We start from the raw sequence: 15,591 nt of genomic DNA on the forward strand, positions 1-15,591 counted from the left end.
TATCTCTTCTAAAAGGCGGAAAGAAACTCCGCTAAGGGCTCTCACATCCTGTGAGAAACGCCCAGTACCTTCATCCTGAAGGCATTTGTTTGGTGGCGATAGCGAAGAGGTCACACCCGTTCCCATGCCGAACACGGAAGTTAAGTTCTTCAGCGCCGATGGTAGTCGGGGGTTTCCCCCTGTGAGAGTAGGACGCCGCCAAGCAAGGTAAAACCCAGCTCATTGAGCTGGGTTTTTTATTTGTCAACATTGAAGAAGAAGTTGTAATGCGTATGTCGGGAATTTGTTTTCAGTCACTAATAAAAACTGCTGAATTAGTACGTAATCATCGCTTATATGCTGGGTTAACAGCTCATACCACCACTCCGTCTCATACCTCGCAATCATCCCTATATTGTATAAAATTAAATAATGAATTGCCATTTCAGGAAGTCTCAGAAATTGCTCTTTTTTAGACGGGATATAATATTGGTTCTTTCCCATGTCATATAACAAGCCGGTTGTTATCCATGGCTTCGTGTCTTGCGGTGAAATGTTAAACAGCAGCCCGTGTTCATTTTTCTTTGCAAAAGACCATTGAAAATGGTGGTTCATATATTCGGCAAATCTTGCATCAGACATTTTATAATTGATGACCACATGCTCTGGCACCGAAATCCTGTCCCTGTCCTTCTCCTTCTCGACTTTTGTCAAATACCGTTCTTTCTTCTGAAAATAGAAAGTATCACTTAGTTCTGGAATCGCCATTAATAATGTTTTCATGGTATACCGTTCATCCACTATATCCGATTGTCCAAATAAGTGTTTCATGAAATGCATGCATAGGCCGTTCCGTTGTATTTTTACTTCATCATCGCTAAAACAATAATTCTGTTTCTTTCGCTTTCTTGTTGTTACGCCGTGTGCCAGTACTGATGTATGGCTTGGATAATGAGGATCACGTGTAATTAGACATGCTTTGATAAGCTGTGCCATTCCGTAAAATAAGAGAATCGGTTTGATTTCCAAAGGAGAAGATGAGGCTTGTTCATAAAACGATTCAGCATGCTTTAAGAAATAAATAAATCGCTCACTGTTTTTATAGGAGTTTTTTTTCGCTTCATCAATGCCGTTTAACATATAAGTTTTCTCTAGAAATTTCTGGGTTGATTCAATGGAGTAAAATAGCGCTAAGTCTTTCCACTTATGATAGGTCATATGTATTTCTTTATCCTTTCCGTTATCTAAATATTTCAACTCTTTTTCGCTTCCTTGACATGCTCTTGGCTAGTTGATAATCTACATATAATATTTTGCCGAAAAGAGGGGGATTTACTAATGTGGGAAAGTAAATTTTCAAAAGAAGGCTTAACGTTCGACGATGTGCTGCTTCTGCCAGCCAAGTCAGAGGTGCTTCCGCGTGATGTGGATTTATCTGTAGAACTTACAAAAACGTTAAAGCTGAATATTCCTGTCATCAGCGCAGGTATGGACACTGTAACAGAATCAGCAATGGCAATTGCAATGGCTAGACAGGGCGGCTTGGGCATTATTCATAAAAACATGTCCATTGAACAACAGGCTGAGCAAGTTGATAAAGTTAAGCGTTCTGAGCGCGGCGTTATCACAAATCCCTTCTTTTTAACTCCTGATCACCAAGTATATGATGCGGAGCATTTGATGGGGAAATACAGAATTTCCGGTGTTCCGATTGTAAATAACGAAGAAGATCAAAAGCTTGTCGGAATTATTACAAACCGTGATCTTCGTTTTATTTCTGACTACTCTATGAAAATCAGCGATGTTATGACGAAAGAAGAACTCGTCACTGCATCTGTAGGAACGACTTTGGATGAAGCTGAAAAGATTTTGCAGAAACATAAAATTGAAAAGCTTCCTCTCGTTGATGACCAGAATAAATTAAAAGGTCTTATCACAATTAAAGACATTGAAAAGGTTATTGAGTTCCCGAACTCATCTAAAGACGTTCACGGCCGTCTGATCGTTGGCGCGGCAGTTGGCGTAACTGGCGACACAATGACTCGTGTCAAGAAGCTTGTCGAAGCTAATGTCGATGTCATTGTTATCGACACAGCTCACGGACACTCTCAAGGGGTAGTAAACACAGTAACAAAAATTCGTGAAACGTATCCTGAATTAAATATTATTGCTGGAAACGTGGCAACAGCTGAAGCGACAAGAGCTCTTATCGAAGCTGGAGTAGACGTTGTCAAAGTTGGAATCGGACCTGGTTCAATTTGTACGACACGCGTGGTGGCGGGTGTCGGTGTTCCGCAAATTACAGCGATTTTTGATTGTGCGACTGAAGCAAGAAAACACGGCAAGACAATCATTGCAGACGGCGGAATTAAATTCTCTGGCGATATCACAAAAGCATTGGCAGCCGGTGGACATGCTGTCATGCTTGGTAGCTTGCTTGCAGGCACGTCAGAAAGTCCCGGGGAGACTGAAATCTACCAAGGCAGAAGATTTAAAGTTTACCGCGGTATGGGTTCAGTTGCTGCAATGGAAAAAGGAAGTAAAGACCGTTACTTCCAAGAAGAAAACAAAAAATTCGTTCCTGAAGGAATCGAAGGACGCACACCTTACAAAGGACCAGTTGAAGAAACTGTTTATCAGCTAGTCGGCGGTCTTCGTTCCGGTATGGGATATTGCGGATCCAAAGATCTTCTAGCTTTAAGAGAAGAAGCTCAGTTCATTCGCATGACTGGCGCAGGGCTTCGTGAAAGCCATCCGCATGATGTGCAGATTACAAAAGAATCACCGAACTATACAATTTCATAATAAAATGTTACAAATTAAAAACATTTGACAGGGTCTCTGACTCTGTCTATTTTTTTAATCATGATTATGATAAAATTTATACTGTTGTGCTTTAAAAATGTCCTTTAACGGCTTAATTATAGATGAAGAAAATGAAATACGGAGGTCATACGATTGAACATCATGAAATGTAAACGGATATTGATGTCATTGGTTATATTAACACTATTTGTCACTTGCCTGGCTCCGATGTCAAAAGCAAATGCAGCCAGCGATCCAATTGATATCAATGCATCAGCTGCTATTATGATCGAAGCTTCTTCAGGTAAGATTCTGTACAGTAAAAATGCAGATAAAAGATTGCCAATTGCCAGTATGACAAAAATGATGACAGAGTATCTGTTATTAGAAGCAATTGACCAAGGAAAAGTAAAATGGGACCAAACCTATACGCCTGATGATTATGTGTATGAGATTTCCCAAGATAACAGCTTATCAAATGTTCCTCTTCGTAAGGACGGGAAGTACACAGTAAAAGAACTTTATCAAGCTACAGCAATTTATTCTGCAAATGCCGCTGCTATCGGGATTGCAGAAATCGTTGCGGGTTCTGAAACTGAGTTTGTTAAAAGAATGAATGCAAAAGCGAAAGAACTTGGCTTAACAGATTACAAATTTGTTAATGCAACAGGTCTTGAAAACAAAGATCTTCACGGGCATCAGCCTGAGGGGACAAGCGCAGATGAAGAAAGTGAAGTTTCTGCTAAGGATATGGCCATTCTTGCAGATCACTTGATTACTGATTACCCTGAGGTTCTGGAGACTTCCAGTATCGCCAAAACGAAATTCAGAAAGGGCACTGACGATGAAATGGACATGCCCAACTGGAACTTCATGCTGAAAGGGCTCGTCAGCGAGTATAAAAAAGCGACTGTGGATGGATTGAAAACAGGTTCTACAGACTCTGCGGGTTCATGCTTCACAGGAACAGCTGAACTCAACGGAATGCGCGTCATTACTGTTGTGTTGAACGCAAAGGGCAACCTTCATACAGGCCGTTTCGATGAGACGAAAAAAATGTTCGATTATGCTTTCGACAATTTCTCCATGAAAGAAATTCACGCTGAAGGCGATCAAGTAAAAGGCCATAAAACGATTTCAGTTGATAAGGGTAAAGAGAAAGAAGTAGGCGTTGTGACAAACAAAGCATTCTCTCTTCCTGTCAAGAATGGTGAAGAAAAGAATTACAAGGCGAAGGTCACATTAAACAAAGATACGTTGACCGCTCCTGTGAAAAAAGGAACGAAGGTTGGGAAACTGACTGCTGAATATACAGGTGATGAAAAGGATTACGGATTCCTTAACGGCAATCTGGCTGGTGTAGACCTTGTTACAAAAGAAAAAGTAGAAAAAGCAAACTGGTTTGTTCTGACAATGCGCAGTATCGGCGGATTTTTCGCCGGCATTTGGGGAAGTATTGTTGATACGGTAACCGGCTGGTTTTAATCAATTGAAAGAGCTCTGATTTGTGTTAGGGCTCTTTCGCTTAATATACTGAAAAAACCCAATTTTTAATAAAAATGATTTTCAAAGCGCTAAAAACCGAATAAAATGATATATATCCATATAAATTATTGGATTTCTAGGATACAATAAGAACTAGAAATCATATCACTATACCTTGATTAGGGGGACCAAGAAATGGCTCAAACAGGTACTGAACGTGTAAAACGCGGAATGGCAGAAATGCAAAAGGGCGGCGTCATCATGGACGTCATTAATGCGGAACAAGCGAAAATTGCTGAAGAGGCTGGAGCTGTCGCTGTAATGGCGCTGGAGCGTGTACCAGCTGATATTCGCGCGGCTGGAGGAGTGGCCCGTATGGCTGACCCTACAATCGTGGAAGAAGTAATGAATGCAGTATCTATCCCGGTAATGGCAAAAGCGCGTATCGGACATATTGTTGAAGCACGTGTGCTGGAAGCTATGGGTGTTGACTATATTGATGAAAGTGAAGTTCTGACTCCGGCTGACGAAGAATTTCATTTGAATAAAAATGAATACACAGTTCCTTTCGTCTGCGGCTGCCGTGATCTTGGTGAAGCAACGCGCCGTATCGCTGAAGGTGCTTCTATGCTTCGTACGAAAGGTGAGCCTGGAACAGGGAACATCGTTGAGGCTGTTCGCCATATGCGCAAAGTAAACGCTCAAGTTCGCAAAGTCGTTGCGATGAGTGAAGATGAACTCATGACAGAAGCGAAAAACTTAGGCGCTCCTTACGAGCTTCTCCTTCAAATTAAAAAAGACGGCAAGCTTCCTGTTGTGAACTTTGCGGCCGGTGGTGTAGCAACTCCTGCTGATGCTGCTCTCATGATGCAGCTTGGTGCTGACGGAGTATTTGTTGGCTCTGGTATTTTTAAATCAGACAACCCTGCTAAATTTGCGAAAGCAATTGTCGAAGCAACAACTCACTATACTGATTACAAATTGATTGCTGAGCTTTCTAAAGAGCTTGGTACTGCAATGAAAGGGATTGAAATCTCAAACTTACTTCCAGAACAGCGTATGCAAGAACGCGGCTGGTAGGAATATAGGAGCGCTGCTGACATGTTAACAATAGGAGTACTAGGACTTCAAGGAGCAGTTAGAGAGCATATCCGTGCAATTGAAGCATGCGGCGCGGTTGGTCTTGTCGTTAAACGTCCGGAGCAGCTGAATGAAGTGGACGGGCTGATTTTGCCTGGTGGAGAAAGCACAACGATGCGTCGTTTGATTGATACGTATCAATTCAAGGAGCCTCTTCGTAAATTTGCTGCTCAGGGAAAACCAATGTTTGGAACATGCGCTGGATTAATTATATTAGCAAAAGAAATCGCTGGTTCAGATAATCCTCATTTAGGTCTGCTGAATGTGGTTGTTGAACGCAATTCGTTTGGCCGGCAGGTTGACAGTTTTGAAGCTGATTTAACAATCAAGGGGCTGGACAAGCCTTTTACTGGGGTATTCATCCGTGCGCCGCATATTTTAGAAGCTGGTGAAGATGTCGAAGTTCTTTCGGAGCATAATGGCCGTATTGTAGCTGCTAAACAGGATCAATTCTTGGGCTGCTCGTTCCATCCGGAGCTGACAGAAGATCACCGAGTGACACAGCTGTTTGTTCAAATGGTTGAGGAATACAAGCAGAAAGCACTTGTATAAAACAGTTGAAAGCTGTGGAAACTTATAGTACATTATAAGCACAAATAAAGATCGAAAAGCGTTGATAGGAACTAGTAAGAAGCCCCTCTTTCTAAGAGAGCCGATGGTTGGTGCGAATCGGTGAAAGATGCTGTCTGAATCCATCCTTGAGCGAAATGCTGAAATAAGTAGGCATTTACGGGATAACCGTTATGTGTGAAAGTGGAAAACGAGTCTCTATGGCTTGTTTTCAATCAGGGTGGCAACGCGAGAGCTCTCGTCCCTTTATGGGGATGAGGGCTCTTTTTATTTTCGACTAATTTTATAAAAGGAGTGTTTCGCATGCTTGATACAAAGATGCTAAGAGCAAATTTTCAAGACATTAAAGCTAAGCTTGTACACAAAGGCGAAGACTTAACTGATTTTGATAAGTTTGAGGCGCTGGACGATAGAAGACGGGAGCTTATCGGTAAAGTTGAAGAGTTAAAAGGAAAACGGAATGAAGTATCTCAGCAGGTTGCTGTACTGAAACGTGAGAAAAAAGACGCGGATCACATCATTAAAGAAATGCGTGAAGTCGGCGAGGACATTAAACAACTTGATGAAGAGTTAAGAACAGTGGAATCGGAGCTTGATCATATCCTTCTTTCTATCCCAAACATTCCGCATGAGTCTGTCCCTGTCGGTGAAACAGAAGACGACAACATAGAAGTGCGTCAATGGGGCGAAAAGCCTTCTTTTGCTTACGAGCCGAAGCCGCACTGGGATATCGCAGATGAGCTGGGGATTCTTGACTTTGAACGTGCAGCAAAAGTAACAGGAAGCCGTTTCGTCTTCTATAAAGGGGTAGGTGCCCGTCTGGAGCGTGCACTATATAACTTTATGCTTGATCTGCATGTAGATGAGTATAACTATACTGAAGTAATCCCGCCTTATATGGTGAACCGCGCAAGCATGACGGGAACGGGTCAGCTTCCTAAATTCGAAGAGGATGCGTTTAAAATCAGAGAAGAAGATTACTTCTTAATTCCGACAGCGGAAGTACCGATTACAAACATGCATCGTGATGAAATCCTTTCAGGTGACAGCCTGCCGATTAACTATGCGGCATTCAGTGCCTGCTTCCGTTCTGAAGCGGGTTCAGCTGGGCGTGATACACGCGGATTAATCCGTCAGCACCAATTTAATAAAGTTGAGCTTGTGAAGTTTGTGAAGCCTGAAGATTCTTATGATGAATTAGAGAAGCTCACAAACCAAGCAGAACGAGTACTTCAGCTACTTGAGCTTCCATACCGTGTCATGAGCATGTGTACGGGTGATCTAGGCTTTACGGCGGCGAAAAAATACGATATCGAAGTTTGGATTCCAAGCCAGGACACATATCGTGAAATCTCTTCTTGCAGCAACTTCGAAGCATTCCAGGCAAGACGTGCGAACATTCGTTTCAGACGTGAAGCAAAAGGCAAGCCGGAGCATGTACACACACTGAATGGCTCAGGTCTGGCAGTTGGAAGAACAGTTGCCGCTATCCTAGAAAATTATCAGCAGGAAGACGGAAGTGTCGTCATTCCGAAAGTGCTTCGCCCTTATATGGGGAATAAAGAAGTATTAAAACCGTAAATTCCCGAAAAGGTGTGCCTGACAAGGTACGCCTTTTTGCCTGTATAAACAGGACATCTTTATAAAAACAAAAAAAGTTTTTGAAAATGCTTGACCATATAAGAACATTCATGATATAGTAAGTCTTGTCGATACGGAGGAATACCCAAGTCCGGCTGAAGGGATCGGTCTTGAAAACCGACAGGGGTGTCAAAGCCCGCGGGGGTTCGAATCCCTCTTCCTCCGCCATATTGATTTTAATTCTAATGAAACACAAGCATATATTGGAGATTGTTTTATCCATTGCATTCGATGCAATGGATTTTTTATTATAATGAAAAAGTGAATCTCAGCTGAGATTCACTTTATTTGTTTTTCAGAAATAACTGAAGCGATTTGATCGACAATGCTTTCAATTGAGCTTTCGTCGTTCAGCAGATCATAATCCTCAATGCGAAGCTTTAAAACAGGGCAAGCGTTAAAACCGCTTATCCAGTTTTCATAGCGCGTATGCATTTCTTCCCAATAAGAACGGTTTGTCTGAAGCTCCATTTCACGGCCCCGTTCTTCAATCCGGTTTAAAACGTTGTCCAGATCTCCTTCCAAATAGATCAATACATCTGGATGCGGGAAATACGGTGTCATAACCATTGCTTCGAAAAGGCTTGTGTAGGTTTTGTAATCAATCTTTGACATAGTCCCTTTGTCAGCATGCATTTTCGCGAATATTCCTGTGTCTTCATAAATAGAACGATCCTGTACAAATCCTCCGCCAGCTTCAAAAATCGTTTTCTGTTCTTTGAATCGTTCAGCTAAGAAGTAGATTTGCAGATGAAAACTCCAACGTTCAAAATCATGATAGAACTTTTCTAAGTACGGATTATGATCGACTTCCTCTAAAGAGGTTTTAAATCCAAGCCTTTTAGCCAAAGCTTTTGTTAAAGTCGATTTTCCGACACCTACTGTTCCGGCTACTGTGATAATTGAATTTTTAGGGATATGATGGCCTTTCATATGATAAGCTCCTTTACATGGGCGGCAATGCGTTCAAAGTCGCTCTTATTCAAAACGAAGTCTTTTGAATCACCATCTATCGTTAACACTGTAAGTTCAGGGTCTGCCTCTTGCAGTTGTTTGATGGCGACTTCATAATCTGCGATCAGCTGCTCTAAATAGCTTGTTTCAATTTTTTTCTCAAAGGGGCGTCCGCGTTTTTCAATGCGATGTAACAAAGTGGGCAGACTAGCCTTTATGTAAATGATGAAATTCGGCTTTGGCAGATCATCTGTTAGCAGGCGATAAATCTTTTTGTATTTTTCCAGCTGATGTTGAGACAGGGTGCGTTCCGCAAAAATGACATTTTTATAAATGTGATAATCAGCTATCACAGGCTGTCCCTTTTTTAAAAAGTGATTACTGGTGTCTTCAAGCTGTTTGTATCTGTGACAGAGAAAAAACATCTCAAGCTGGAAACTCCATTCCTCGATATTGTCATAAAACTTATCAAGGTACGGGTTATCCTCAACAATCTCATTGATCATAGGGAATCCAAGCTCTTGTGAGAGCATCGTTGCGAGGGTTGTTTTTCCTGCCCCGATAGGACCTTCTATTGCGATAAAAGGGGCTGTATTCATCGGAATCCTCCTTATTTCTGAAAAACGTTCGTCAGTTACCGACCTTCATATTGTATCACAACGCTCGGGTGCCCCATGAAAAAAAGACGTTTCCAAATTATCGAAACGTCTTTTTGACAATATTGAATTGATCAGACAGCAACAGCCAGTTTTGCGGGAAAGATAGACCAAGCTTCCAATAGCTGATGCCTCTTAAATTCAACTCTTTAATGAGATTAAATTTTGCTTGAATTGAGCGGGCATCCTCAAACCATACCTCGTGCCTTCTGCTTTCTGCATCAGTATAGCGGAAGAAAGGCGCTTGAGCGGTTTGGTCATACTGAATGGCGGCATTGTTTTGATTGGCTATGACAATGGCTTGCTGGGGGCTTATCGCTCTTGCTTGAGTTCCCCCTGCTGTATAAGGAAGTGTCCAGTCATACCCATATAAATTCTGGCCCATGACAATTTTATTTGCAGGCATTTCAGTCAAAGCATATTCAATCACATCCCGAACAGGCCCGATTGGAGAAACGGCTTGAGCCGGGCCCCCGCTATATCCCCATTCATATGTCATGAGAACAACAAAGTCTACAATTTGGCCATGTGCCCTGTAATCATGAGCTTCGTACCATCTGCCTTGCTGTGTTGCGCTTGTTTTAGGGGCAAGCGCAGTAGAAATTTCAAAACCTTCTCGATGGAAAAGATCTCTTGCTTCACGGAGAAATTGATTATAGGCTTCTCTATCCTGAGGCCGCAAATATTCAAAGTCAAAATGAATATCATAGAACCCATATCTTCTGGCATTCTCGACTATTGCATTTAAAAGTCTTCTTTTCACAGCATTGTCGTTTAAGATGATCCGGCCGAGTTCATCGCTGAATGCCTGATTTTCAAGGTTCGTTATAATCATCATCAATGTCGTGTTTTGATTCTCCGCAATGCTTCTTAAGTTCGTTAAAGGCGGGGCGACTAAGGTTCCGTCACGCTGTGCCTGAAAACTGAATGCGCCAAGATACGTTAAGTAGGGTGACGCTTCCCGGGCCGCCTGCTGAAGATTTTCGCTGATTTGATTTCCGCGTGGTTCAAGATAAGCATTTGACTCGATGTCTTGTTTAGGAATGGGTGGAATGTATAAACGGAAACCAATCTGCAGCACGGTGTTTAACTGGATGCGGTTAATCCTGGCAAGCTCGGCTGCTGTAGTATTGAACCGCCGCGCGATGGACGTCAGGGTATCACCTTGTTGGACATCATAGAACTGGCCGGCTATTGGAATGACAACGGTTTGTCCGACAACAAGGCTGTCGGGATTCGGTATTTCATTCGTTTCTGCGATCTCATTTACAGTTGTTCTGTAGCGTGAAGCGATACCAGAAAGAGTGTCGCCTTGTTTCACCACATAAATTTGAATGAAAAACGCCTCCTTTCATATCGCTATCAATGTATGAAAGAAAGACGCTGATCATGTTTATTTTTCTGTAATTTGTTCTTCCGTCGTGATTTTTGCCAAAAGAACATTCTCCATCATGGTTAAGGCAAATTCGGTATCTTCGTCACGATTTGAGGCGATGCAATCCTTAGGAATCGTGATATTGTATTCTCTCATGTATGCGTCATTGGCGGTAAACAGCACGCAAATATTACCGGCTATGCCTGTTAAGATAATATGCTTCACTTGTAATTCGGTAAGGAGAGTGTGGAGTGCTGTTTCGTAAAAAGCGGAATGCTTCGGTTTGATTAAAAAATAATCAGCATCATCCGGCGCGATTTTTGTGATGATATCCCTGCTTTTTTCATTTGTACATTCTCGCTGAATATTTTTGATATCAGCTTGCCAAAGCCCGTAATGATCATTAATGTAAATAATCGGCCAATCATTTTGTCTCGCATGCTCCTTTAATGATAAAATATGAGGAACGATTTTTTCTGTTTTTTTAGAAAGGCTTTCTCCCATATTGAATTCAAAATTATTGATCATGTCTACAATGAGAAGAGCTGTGTCTGTTTTGGACAATCGACAGTCTCCTTTCCGTTTTCGTTATAGTTAGTATGTAGCCTTTTTGTGCATTGAAAAAACTTTGAAAAGAGAGCTTACCCTTATGACACAAGATGAACTTTATATGATAGAAGCAATGAAAGAAGCGAAAAAAGCTGAAGAGAAAGGTGAAGTGCCGATTGGTGCTGTGCTTGTCGTCAATGACAAAGTCGTAGCGCGTGCACATAATTTAAGAGAGACGGAGCAGCGGTCAATCGCACATGCGGAAATGCTTGTGATTGATGAAGCGTGTAAAGCACTGGGGACATGGCGGCTGGAGGGTGCGACCCTTTATGTGACGCTAGAGCCTTGTCCGATGTGTGCTGGTGCCGTCGTGCTTTCGCGAGTGGAAAAAGTGGTGTTTGGTGCGTTTGACCCTAAAGGCGGCTGTTCAGGCTCGCTTATGAACCTTTTGCAGGAAGAGCGCTTTAACCATCAGGCTGAAGTGGTGAGCGGGGTGCTTGAGGAGGAATGCGGAGAAATGCTCAGTTCGTTTTTTAAAGAACTGCGAAAAAAGAAGAAAGCATTAAGGAAAAACTTGTCTGAGTAGTCCGGTTGCAATTTTTAGGGGGAAACGATATACTTATGTATGCATCACAATAGATGCGATATAAAATTTGATATTTATTTTGCCGTGCTAAGCGGGGAGGTAGCGGTGCCCTGTACCTGCAATCCGCTCTAGCAGGGCCGAATCCCTTCTCGAGGTTCGTTTACTTTAAGGTCTGCCTTAAGTAAGTGGTGTTGACGTTTGGGTCCTGCGCAATGGGAATTCATGAACCATGTCAGGTCCGGAAGGAAGCAGCATTAAGTGAAACCTCTCATGTGCCGCAGGGTTGCCTGGGCTGAGCTAACTGCTTAAGTAACGCTTAGGGTAGCGAATCGACAGAAGGTGCACGGTAAATCAATCATCAAATTTTCAAACTCACCTATTATTAGGTGAGTTTTTTGTTATGTGAAAAGAGCTTTTGGAATCGAAACAAGGTTCATGTATAATGGGAATGATGAATAACGGAGGAGGGCAAACCCGTGAGTTACCAAGCTTTATATCGAGTATTCAGGCCTCAGCGCTTTGAAGATGTGGTGGGACAAGAACACATTACAAAAACGCTGCAAAATGCCCTTTTGCAAAAGAAGTTTTCTCACGCCTATTTGTTTTCCGGGCCGAGGGGAACGGGAAAAACCAGTGCAGCCAAAATATTTGCCAAAGCTGTCAACTGTGAACATGCGCCTGTTGATGAGCCATGCAATGAATGTGCGGCCTGTAAAGGGATAACAAACGGGTCAATATCCGATGTCATAGAAATTGACGCCGCATCCAATAACGGTGTTGATGAGATTCGTGACATACGCGATAAGGTGAAGTTTGCCCCGTCGGCCGTCACATATAAGGTATATATCATAGATGAGGTGCATATGCTTTCTATCGGCGCCTTTAACGCATTGCTAAAAACACTAGAAGAGCCGCCAGAGCATTGTATTTTCATTTTAGCAACAACCGAACCGCACAAAATCCCTTTAACCATTATCTCCAGATGTCAGCGTTTTGATTTTAAACGAATTACGTCCCAAGCGATTGTCGGCCGTATGAACAAAATTGTTGCTGCTGAACAGCTGCAAGTGGAGGAAGGATCGCTTGATATTATCGCGAGTGCTGCAGACGGCGGGATGAGAGATGCCCTGAGCCTTCTTGATCAGGCGGTGTCATTTAGCGGCGAGGAGCTCAAAGTCGATGATGCGCTTCTGATTACTGGGGCAGTTTCTCAATTATATATAGGAAAGCTTGCACAATCCTTGCATGATAAAAACGTTTCTAATGCACTGGAAACATTAAACGAACTGCTGCAGCAAGGGAAAGACTCAGCTAAGCTGATAGAGGATATGATTTTCTATTTCAGGGACATGCTGCTGTACAAAACAGCCCCGGGATTAGAAGGAGTGCTTGAAAAAGTAAAAGTCGATGAAACGTTCCGGGGACTCAGCGAACAGATTCCGACGCAGGTCATATATGAAATGATTGATATTCTGAACAAGAGTCATCAAGAAATGAAATGGACAAATCATCCCCGTATCTTTTTTGAAGTGGCAGTGGTGAAGATTTGCCAAACGTCTCATCAATCAGCAGCTGAGCTTCCGGAAGTCGATATGCTATTGAATAAAATTCAACAACTCGAGCAGGAAGTGGAGTGGCTCAAAACAACAGGCATTAAAGCGGCGGCGGAAAGCCCGAAAAAAGAAGCACCGCGTGTGCCGAAGGGCGGGAAATCGAATTACAAAGCGCCAGTAGGCAGAATTCATGAAATTTTGAAGGAAGCGACGAGACCGGATCTTGATCAGCTCAAAAATACCTGGGGCAAACTTCTTGCCCATCTCAAACAGCAAAACAAAGTTTCGCATGCGGCTTTGTTGAATGACAGTGAACCTGTGGCTGCAGCCTCAGCGGCATTTGTCCTGAAATTCAAATATGAAATTCATTGTAAAATGGTTGCCGAAGACAACAACGGAGTCCGAACCAATCTTGAGCAGATTTTAGAATCGATGCTCGGAAAAAGAATGGATTTGATTGGCGTTCCAGAAGCACAATGGGGTAAAATAAGAGAAGAATTTTTAGTGGATCATCAGCAGGAAAATGAAGGATCAAATGAACCGGCTGAAGAAGACCCGCTTATTGCCGAGGCGAAAAAGCTTGTCGGAGCGGATTTAATTGAAATAAAAGACTAACAAAATGAAAGAGAGTGAATGCTATGCGTGGCGGAATGGGAAATATGCAAAAAATGATGAAACAAATGCAAAAAATGCAAAAGGATATGGCGAAGGCTCAAGAAGAGCTTGCAGAACAGGTTATTGAAGGGTCTGCGGGCGGCGGTATGGTTACAGTAAAAGCAAACGGCCAAAAAGAAATCCTGGATGTCATCATCAAAGAAGAAGTCGTTGATCCCGAAGATATCGATATGCTTCAGGATTTAGTGCTCGCTGCAACGAATGAAGCTTTGAAAAAAGTTGACGAGATCACAAACGAAACAATGGGTCAATTTACAAAAGGAATGAACATGCCAGGTTTATTCTAGGGGGATAAAAGAACATGCAATATCCTGAACCAATATCAAAGCTGATAGACAGCTTTATGAAATTGCCAGGGATCGGACCGAAAACAGCGGTTCGTCTGGCTTTTTTTGTTCTAGGTATGAAAGAAGATGTGGTATTAGATTTTGCGAAAGCATTAGTAAATGCGAAACGCAATCTGACATATTGTTCAGTTTGCGGGCATATCACAGATCAGGACCCATGCTATATTTGCGAAGATACGCGCAGGGATAAGTCTGTTATCTGTGTTTTGCAAGACCCTAAGGATGTAATCGCTATGGAGAAAATGAAGGAATACAACGGACAATACCACGTTCTCCACGGCGCCATTTCTCCAATGGACGGCATCGGACCAGAGGATATTAAAATACCAGAATTGTTAAAACGATTACAGGATGATCAAGTGACAGAAGTGATTCTCGCGACAAACCCTAATATAGAAGGGGAAGCAACGGCGATGTATATATCAAGGCTCTTGAAGCCGTCTGGTATTAAACTCTCCCGTATTGCCCATGGACTGCCTGTCGGCGGTGATTTGGAATATGCGGATGAGGTCACTCTTTCTAAAGCACTTGAAGGAAGACGTGAATTGTAAGGAGGAAAAAGCGATCCATGGGTTTTCTTCGCAGGAAAACATTAAGAAGAGAGTTTGATGAAAAACTAATTGAACAGCTTTTTAAACAAAAGGAAGAATGGAACAGGCAGAAAAAGCTGGTTGAAAAAAGCTTAGAACCGTCTGATGAAGTGTTGTACGAACTGAAAGTAGCTGAAGCGAAGTATTTTTTTTACCTGAGGGAAGCAAAGCAGCGTAATTTAAAAATCAGCCGGTGGAAGTAAGTGGTCTAAACTCCTGGGTCTTCTCATAAGCTTGTACTAGAATAAGCAAAGGAGATGGGAAGATTCATGGAGCCTATTTTGATTATAGGGATTATTTTAGGACTGGTTATTCTTCTATTTTTATCAGGTTCAGCTGCAAAACCTTTAAAGTGGATTGGCATCACAGCTGTTAAATTTGTGGCGGGCGCTTTGCTGCTGGTTTGTGTAAATATGTTTGGCGGCAGTCTGGGCATTCATGTGCCGATTAACTTTATCACGACTGCTGTTAGTGGGATTTTAGGAGTGCCGGGCATAGCGGCGTTAGTCGTCATTAAGCAATTTATTATTTAAATGTAATATATGTTGACTTTAATAATCGAAGGTGTTATCCTAGTATACGTCGCTGATGACGAGTCGCTTTTGAAAAGAAATTAGTTTTAAAAAGTTATTGACGAAAGTGACGTAAAATGTTATGATAATAAAGTCGCTTAAAGAGCGGTAAAC

The 15,591-nt window shown here is 42.3% G+C and carries 16 protein-coding genes, 1 tRNA gene, 1 rRNA gene, 1 other RNA gene and 1 other annotated feature; of the genes, 14 read left to right on the forward strand and 5 right to left on the reverse strand.

The genetic code is table 11. The features are described from left to right. The first annotated feature begins 88 nt into the window (after window positions 1-88). A 5S ribosomal RNA gene (gene rrf / locus SC79_RS19500) occupies window positions 89-204 on the forward strand. Window positions 205-243: 39 nt separating this feature from the next. On the opposite strand, the gene SC79_RS19505 is transcribed toward rrf, so the two are convergent. Further along, a complete protein-coding gene (locus tag SC79_RS19505) occupies window positions 244-1,197 on the reverse strand; it encodes a YaaC family protein (protein ID WP_039076500.1) in 954 nt (317 codons plus the stop codon). Window positions 1,198-1,317: 120 nt separating this feature from the next. On the opposite strand from SC79_RS19505, the gene guaB reads away from it, so the two are divergent. The 6 genes from guaB to SC79_RS19535 all read left to right on the forward strand — a co-directional run bounded on the left by guaB (window position 1,318) and on the right by SC79_RS19535 (window position 7,788). Continuing rightward, on the forward strand, window positions 1,318-2,784 hold the full coding sequence (guaB, locus tag SC79_RS19510) for an IMP dehydrogenase (RefSeq protein WP_039076491.1): 1,467 nt from the start codon (window positions 1,318-1,320) through the stop codon (window positions 2,782-2,784). Between the two features lie 153 nt (window positions 2,785-2,937). Beyond that, window positions 2,938-4,269, forward strand: coding sequence for a D-alanyl-D-alanine carboxypeptidase (gene dacA / locus SC79_RS19515; protein ID WP_082022859.1), 1,332 nt, complete (start codon window positions 2,938-2,940; stop codon window positions 4,267-4,269). 195 nt (window positions 4,270-4,464) lie between these two features. Then, on the forward strand, window positions 4,465-5,349 hold the full coding sequence (gene pdxS, locus SC79_RS19520) for a pyridoxal 5'-phosphate synthase lyase subunit PdxS (protein WP_003225444.1): 885 nt from the start codon (window positions 4,465-4,467) through the stop codon (window positions 5,347-5,349). 21 nt (window positions 5,350-5,370) lie between these two features. Continuing rightward, window positions 5,371-5,961 carry a pyridoxal 5'-phosphate synthase glutaminase subunit PdxT gene (gene pdxT, locus SC79_RS19525; RefSeq protein ID WP_039076492.1) on the forward strand — a complete coding sequence of 197 codons (591 nt, stop codon included), beginning with the start codon at window positions 5,371-5,373 and terminating at the stop codon, window positions 5,959-5,961. Between the two features lie 52 nt (window positions 5,962-6,013). Continuing rightward, window positions 6,014-6,228, forward strand: a binding site (T-box leader). A gap of 54 nt (window positions 6,229-6,282) precedes the next feature. Next, a complete protein-coding gene (serS, locus tag SC79_RS19530) occupies window positions 6,283-7,560 on the forward strand; it encodes a serine--tRNA ligase (protein ID WP_039076493.1) in 1,278 nt (425 codons plus the stop codon). 135 nt (window positions 7,561-7,695) lie between these two features. Next, a tRNA-Ser gene (locus SC79_RS19535) sits at window positions 7,696-7,788 on the forward strand. 111 nt (window positions 7,789-7,899) lie between these two features. On the opposite strand, the gene dck is transcribed toward SC79_RS19535, so the two are convergent. The 4 genes from dck to SC79_RS19555 form a co-directional block, all read right to left on the reverse strand. Next, window positions 7,900-8,553, reverse strand: a complete 654-nt coding sequence (gene dck, locus SC79_RS19540; protein WP_039076494.1) for a deoxyadenosine/deoxycytidine kinase — start codon at window positions 8,551-8,553, stop codon at window positions 7,900-7,902. After that, window positions 8,550-9,173, reverse strand: coding sequence for a deoxyguanosine kinase (gene dgk / locus SC79_RS19545; RefSeq protein WP_010330213.1), 624 nt, complete (start codon window positions 9,171-9,173; stop codon window positions 8,550-8,552). Before dgk ends, dck begins: the two co-directional genes overlap by 4 nt. Before the next feature lie 97 nt (window positions 9,174-9,270). Further along, window positions 9,271-10,554 carry a glycoside hydrolase family 18 protein gene (locus SC79_RS19550; RefSeq protein WP_039076495.1) on the reverse strand — a complete coding sequence of 428 codons (1,284 nt, stop codon included), beginning with the start codon at window positions 10,552-10,554 and terminating at the stop codon, window positions 9,271-9,273. 69 nt (window positions 10,555-10,623) lie between these two features. After that, a complete protein-coding gene (locus tag SC79_RS19555; RefSeq protein ID WP_039076496.1) occupies window positions 10,624-11,169 on the reverse strand; it encodes an isochorismatase family cysteine hydrolase in 546 nt (181 codons plus the stop codon). A gap of 85 nt (window positions 11,170-11,254) precedes the next feature. On the opposite strand from SC79_RS19555, the gene tadA reads away from it, so the two are divergent. The 7 genes from tadA (at window position 11,255) to bofA (ending at window position 15,438) form a co-directional block, all read left to right on the forward strand. Further along, window positions 11,255-11,740, forward strand: a complete 486-nt coding sequence (gene tadA, locus SC79_RS19560) for a tRNA adenosine(34) deaminase TadA (protein ID WP_039076497.1) — start codon at window positions 11,255-11,257, stop codon at window positions 11,738-11,740. Between the two features lie 82 nt (window positions 11,741-11,822). After that, window positions 11,823-12,087: signal recognition particle sRNA large type (gene ffs, locus SC79_RS20840), an RNA gene on the forward strand. Window positions 12,088-12,216: 129 nt separating this feature from the next. Continuing rightward, on the forward strand, window positions 12,217-13,908 hold the full coding sequence (gene dnaX, locus SC79_RS19565) for a DNA polymerase III subunit gamma/tau (RefSeq protein WP_039076498.1): 1,692 nt from the start codon (window positions 12,217-12,219) through the stop codon (window positions 13,906-13,908). Window positions 13,909-13,931: 23 nt separating this feature from the next. Continuing rightward, entirely contained in the window at window positions 13,932-14,255 is a 324-nt protein-coding gene (locus SC79_RS19570; protein WP_010330208.1) for a YbaB/EbfC family nucleoid-associated protein, read from the forward strand. A gap of 14 nt (window positions 14,256-14,269) precedes the next feature. Beyond that, window positions 14,270-14,866, forward strand: coding sequence for a recombination protein RecR (recR, locus tag SC79_RS19575; protein ID WP_010330207.1), 597 nt, complete (start codon window positions 14,270-14,272; stop codon window positions 14,864-14,866). 17 nt (window positions 14,867-14,883) lie between these two features. Further along, on the forward strand, window positions 14,884-15,108 hold the full coding sequence (locus SC79_RS19580) for a YaaL family protein (RefSeq protein ID WP_010330206.1): 225 nt from the start codon (window positions 14,884-14,886) through the stop codon (window positions 15,106-15,108). A 66-nt stretch (window positions 15,109-15,174) separates the two neighbouring features. Next, window positions 15,175-15,438: a sigma-K factor-processing regulator BofA gene (gene bofA, locus SC79_RS19585; protein ID WP_039076499.1), complete on the forward strand. Its 264-nt coding sequence runs from the start codon at window positions 15,175-15,177 to the stop codon at window positions 15,436-15,438. Window positions 15,439-15,591: the final 153 nt, after the last annotated feature.

It is taken from the genome of Bacillus sp. MSP13, from assembly GCF_000815295.1.
GTDB classification, from domain to species: Bacteria; Bacillota; Bacilli; order Bacillales; family Bacillaceae; genus Bacillus; species Bacillus vallismortis.

Excerpts from the sequence above, each read along its gene's own strand:
- pdxS (WP_003225444.1), top strand. The coding sequence starts at position 4,465 with ATGGCTCAAACAGGTACTGAACGTGTAAAACGCGGAATGGCAGAAATG.
- tadA (WP_039076497.1), top strand. The coding sequence starts at position 11,255 with ATGACACAAGATGAACTTTATATGATAGAAGCAATGAAAGAAGCGAAA.
- guaB (WP_039076491.1), top strand. The coding sequence starts at position 1,318 with ATGTGGGAAAGTAAATTTTCAAAAGAAGGCTTAACGTTCGACGATGTG.
- recR (WP_010330207.1), top strand. The coding sequence starts at position 14,270 with ATGCAATATCCTGAACCAATATCAAAGCTGATAGACAGCTTTATGAAA.
- SC79_RS19570 (WP_010330208.1), top strand. The coding sequence starts at position 13,932 with ATGCGTGGCGGAATGGGAAATATGCAAAAAATGATGAAACAAATGCAA.
- bofA (WP_039076499.1), top strand. The coding sequence starts at position 15,175 with ATGGAGCCTATTTTGATTATAGGGATTATTTTAGGACTGGTTATTCTT.
- SC79_RS19505 (WP_039076500.1), bottom strand. The coding sequence starts at position 1,197 with ATGACCTATCATAAGTGGAAAGACTTAGCGCTATTTTACTCCATTGAA.
- pdxT (WP_039076492.1), top strand. The coding sequence starts at position 5,371 with ATGTTAACAATAGGAGTACTAGGACTTCAAGGAGCAGTTAGAGAGCAT.
- SC79_RS19580 (WP_010330206.1), top strand. The coding sequence starts at position 14,884 with ATGGGTTTTCTTCGCAGGAAAACATTAAGAAGAGAGTTTGATGAAAAA.
- dgk (WP_010330213.1), bottom strand. The coding sequence starts at position 9,173 with ATGAATACAGCCCCTTTTATCGCAATAGAAGGTCCTATCGGGGCAGGA.
- serS (WP_039076493.1), top strand. The coding sequence starts at position 6,283 with ATGCTTGATACAAAGATGCTAAGAGCAAATTTTCAAGACATTAAAGCT.
- dck (WP_039076494.1), bottom strand. The coding sequence starts at position 8,553 with ATGAAAGGCCATCATATCCCTAAAAATTCAATTATCACAGTAGCCGGA.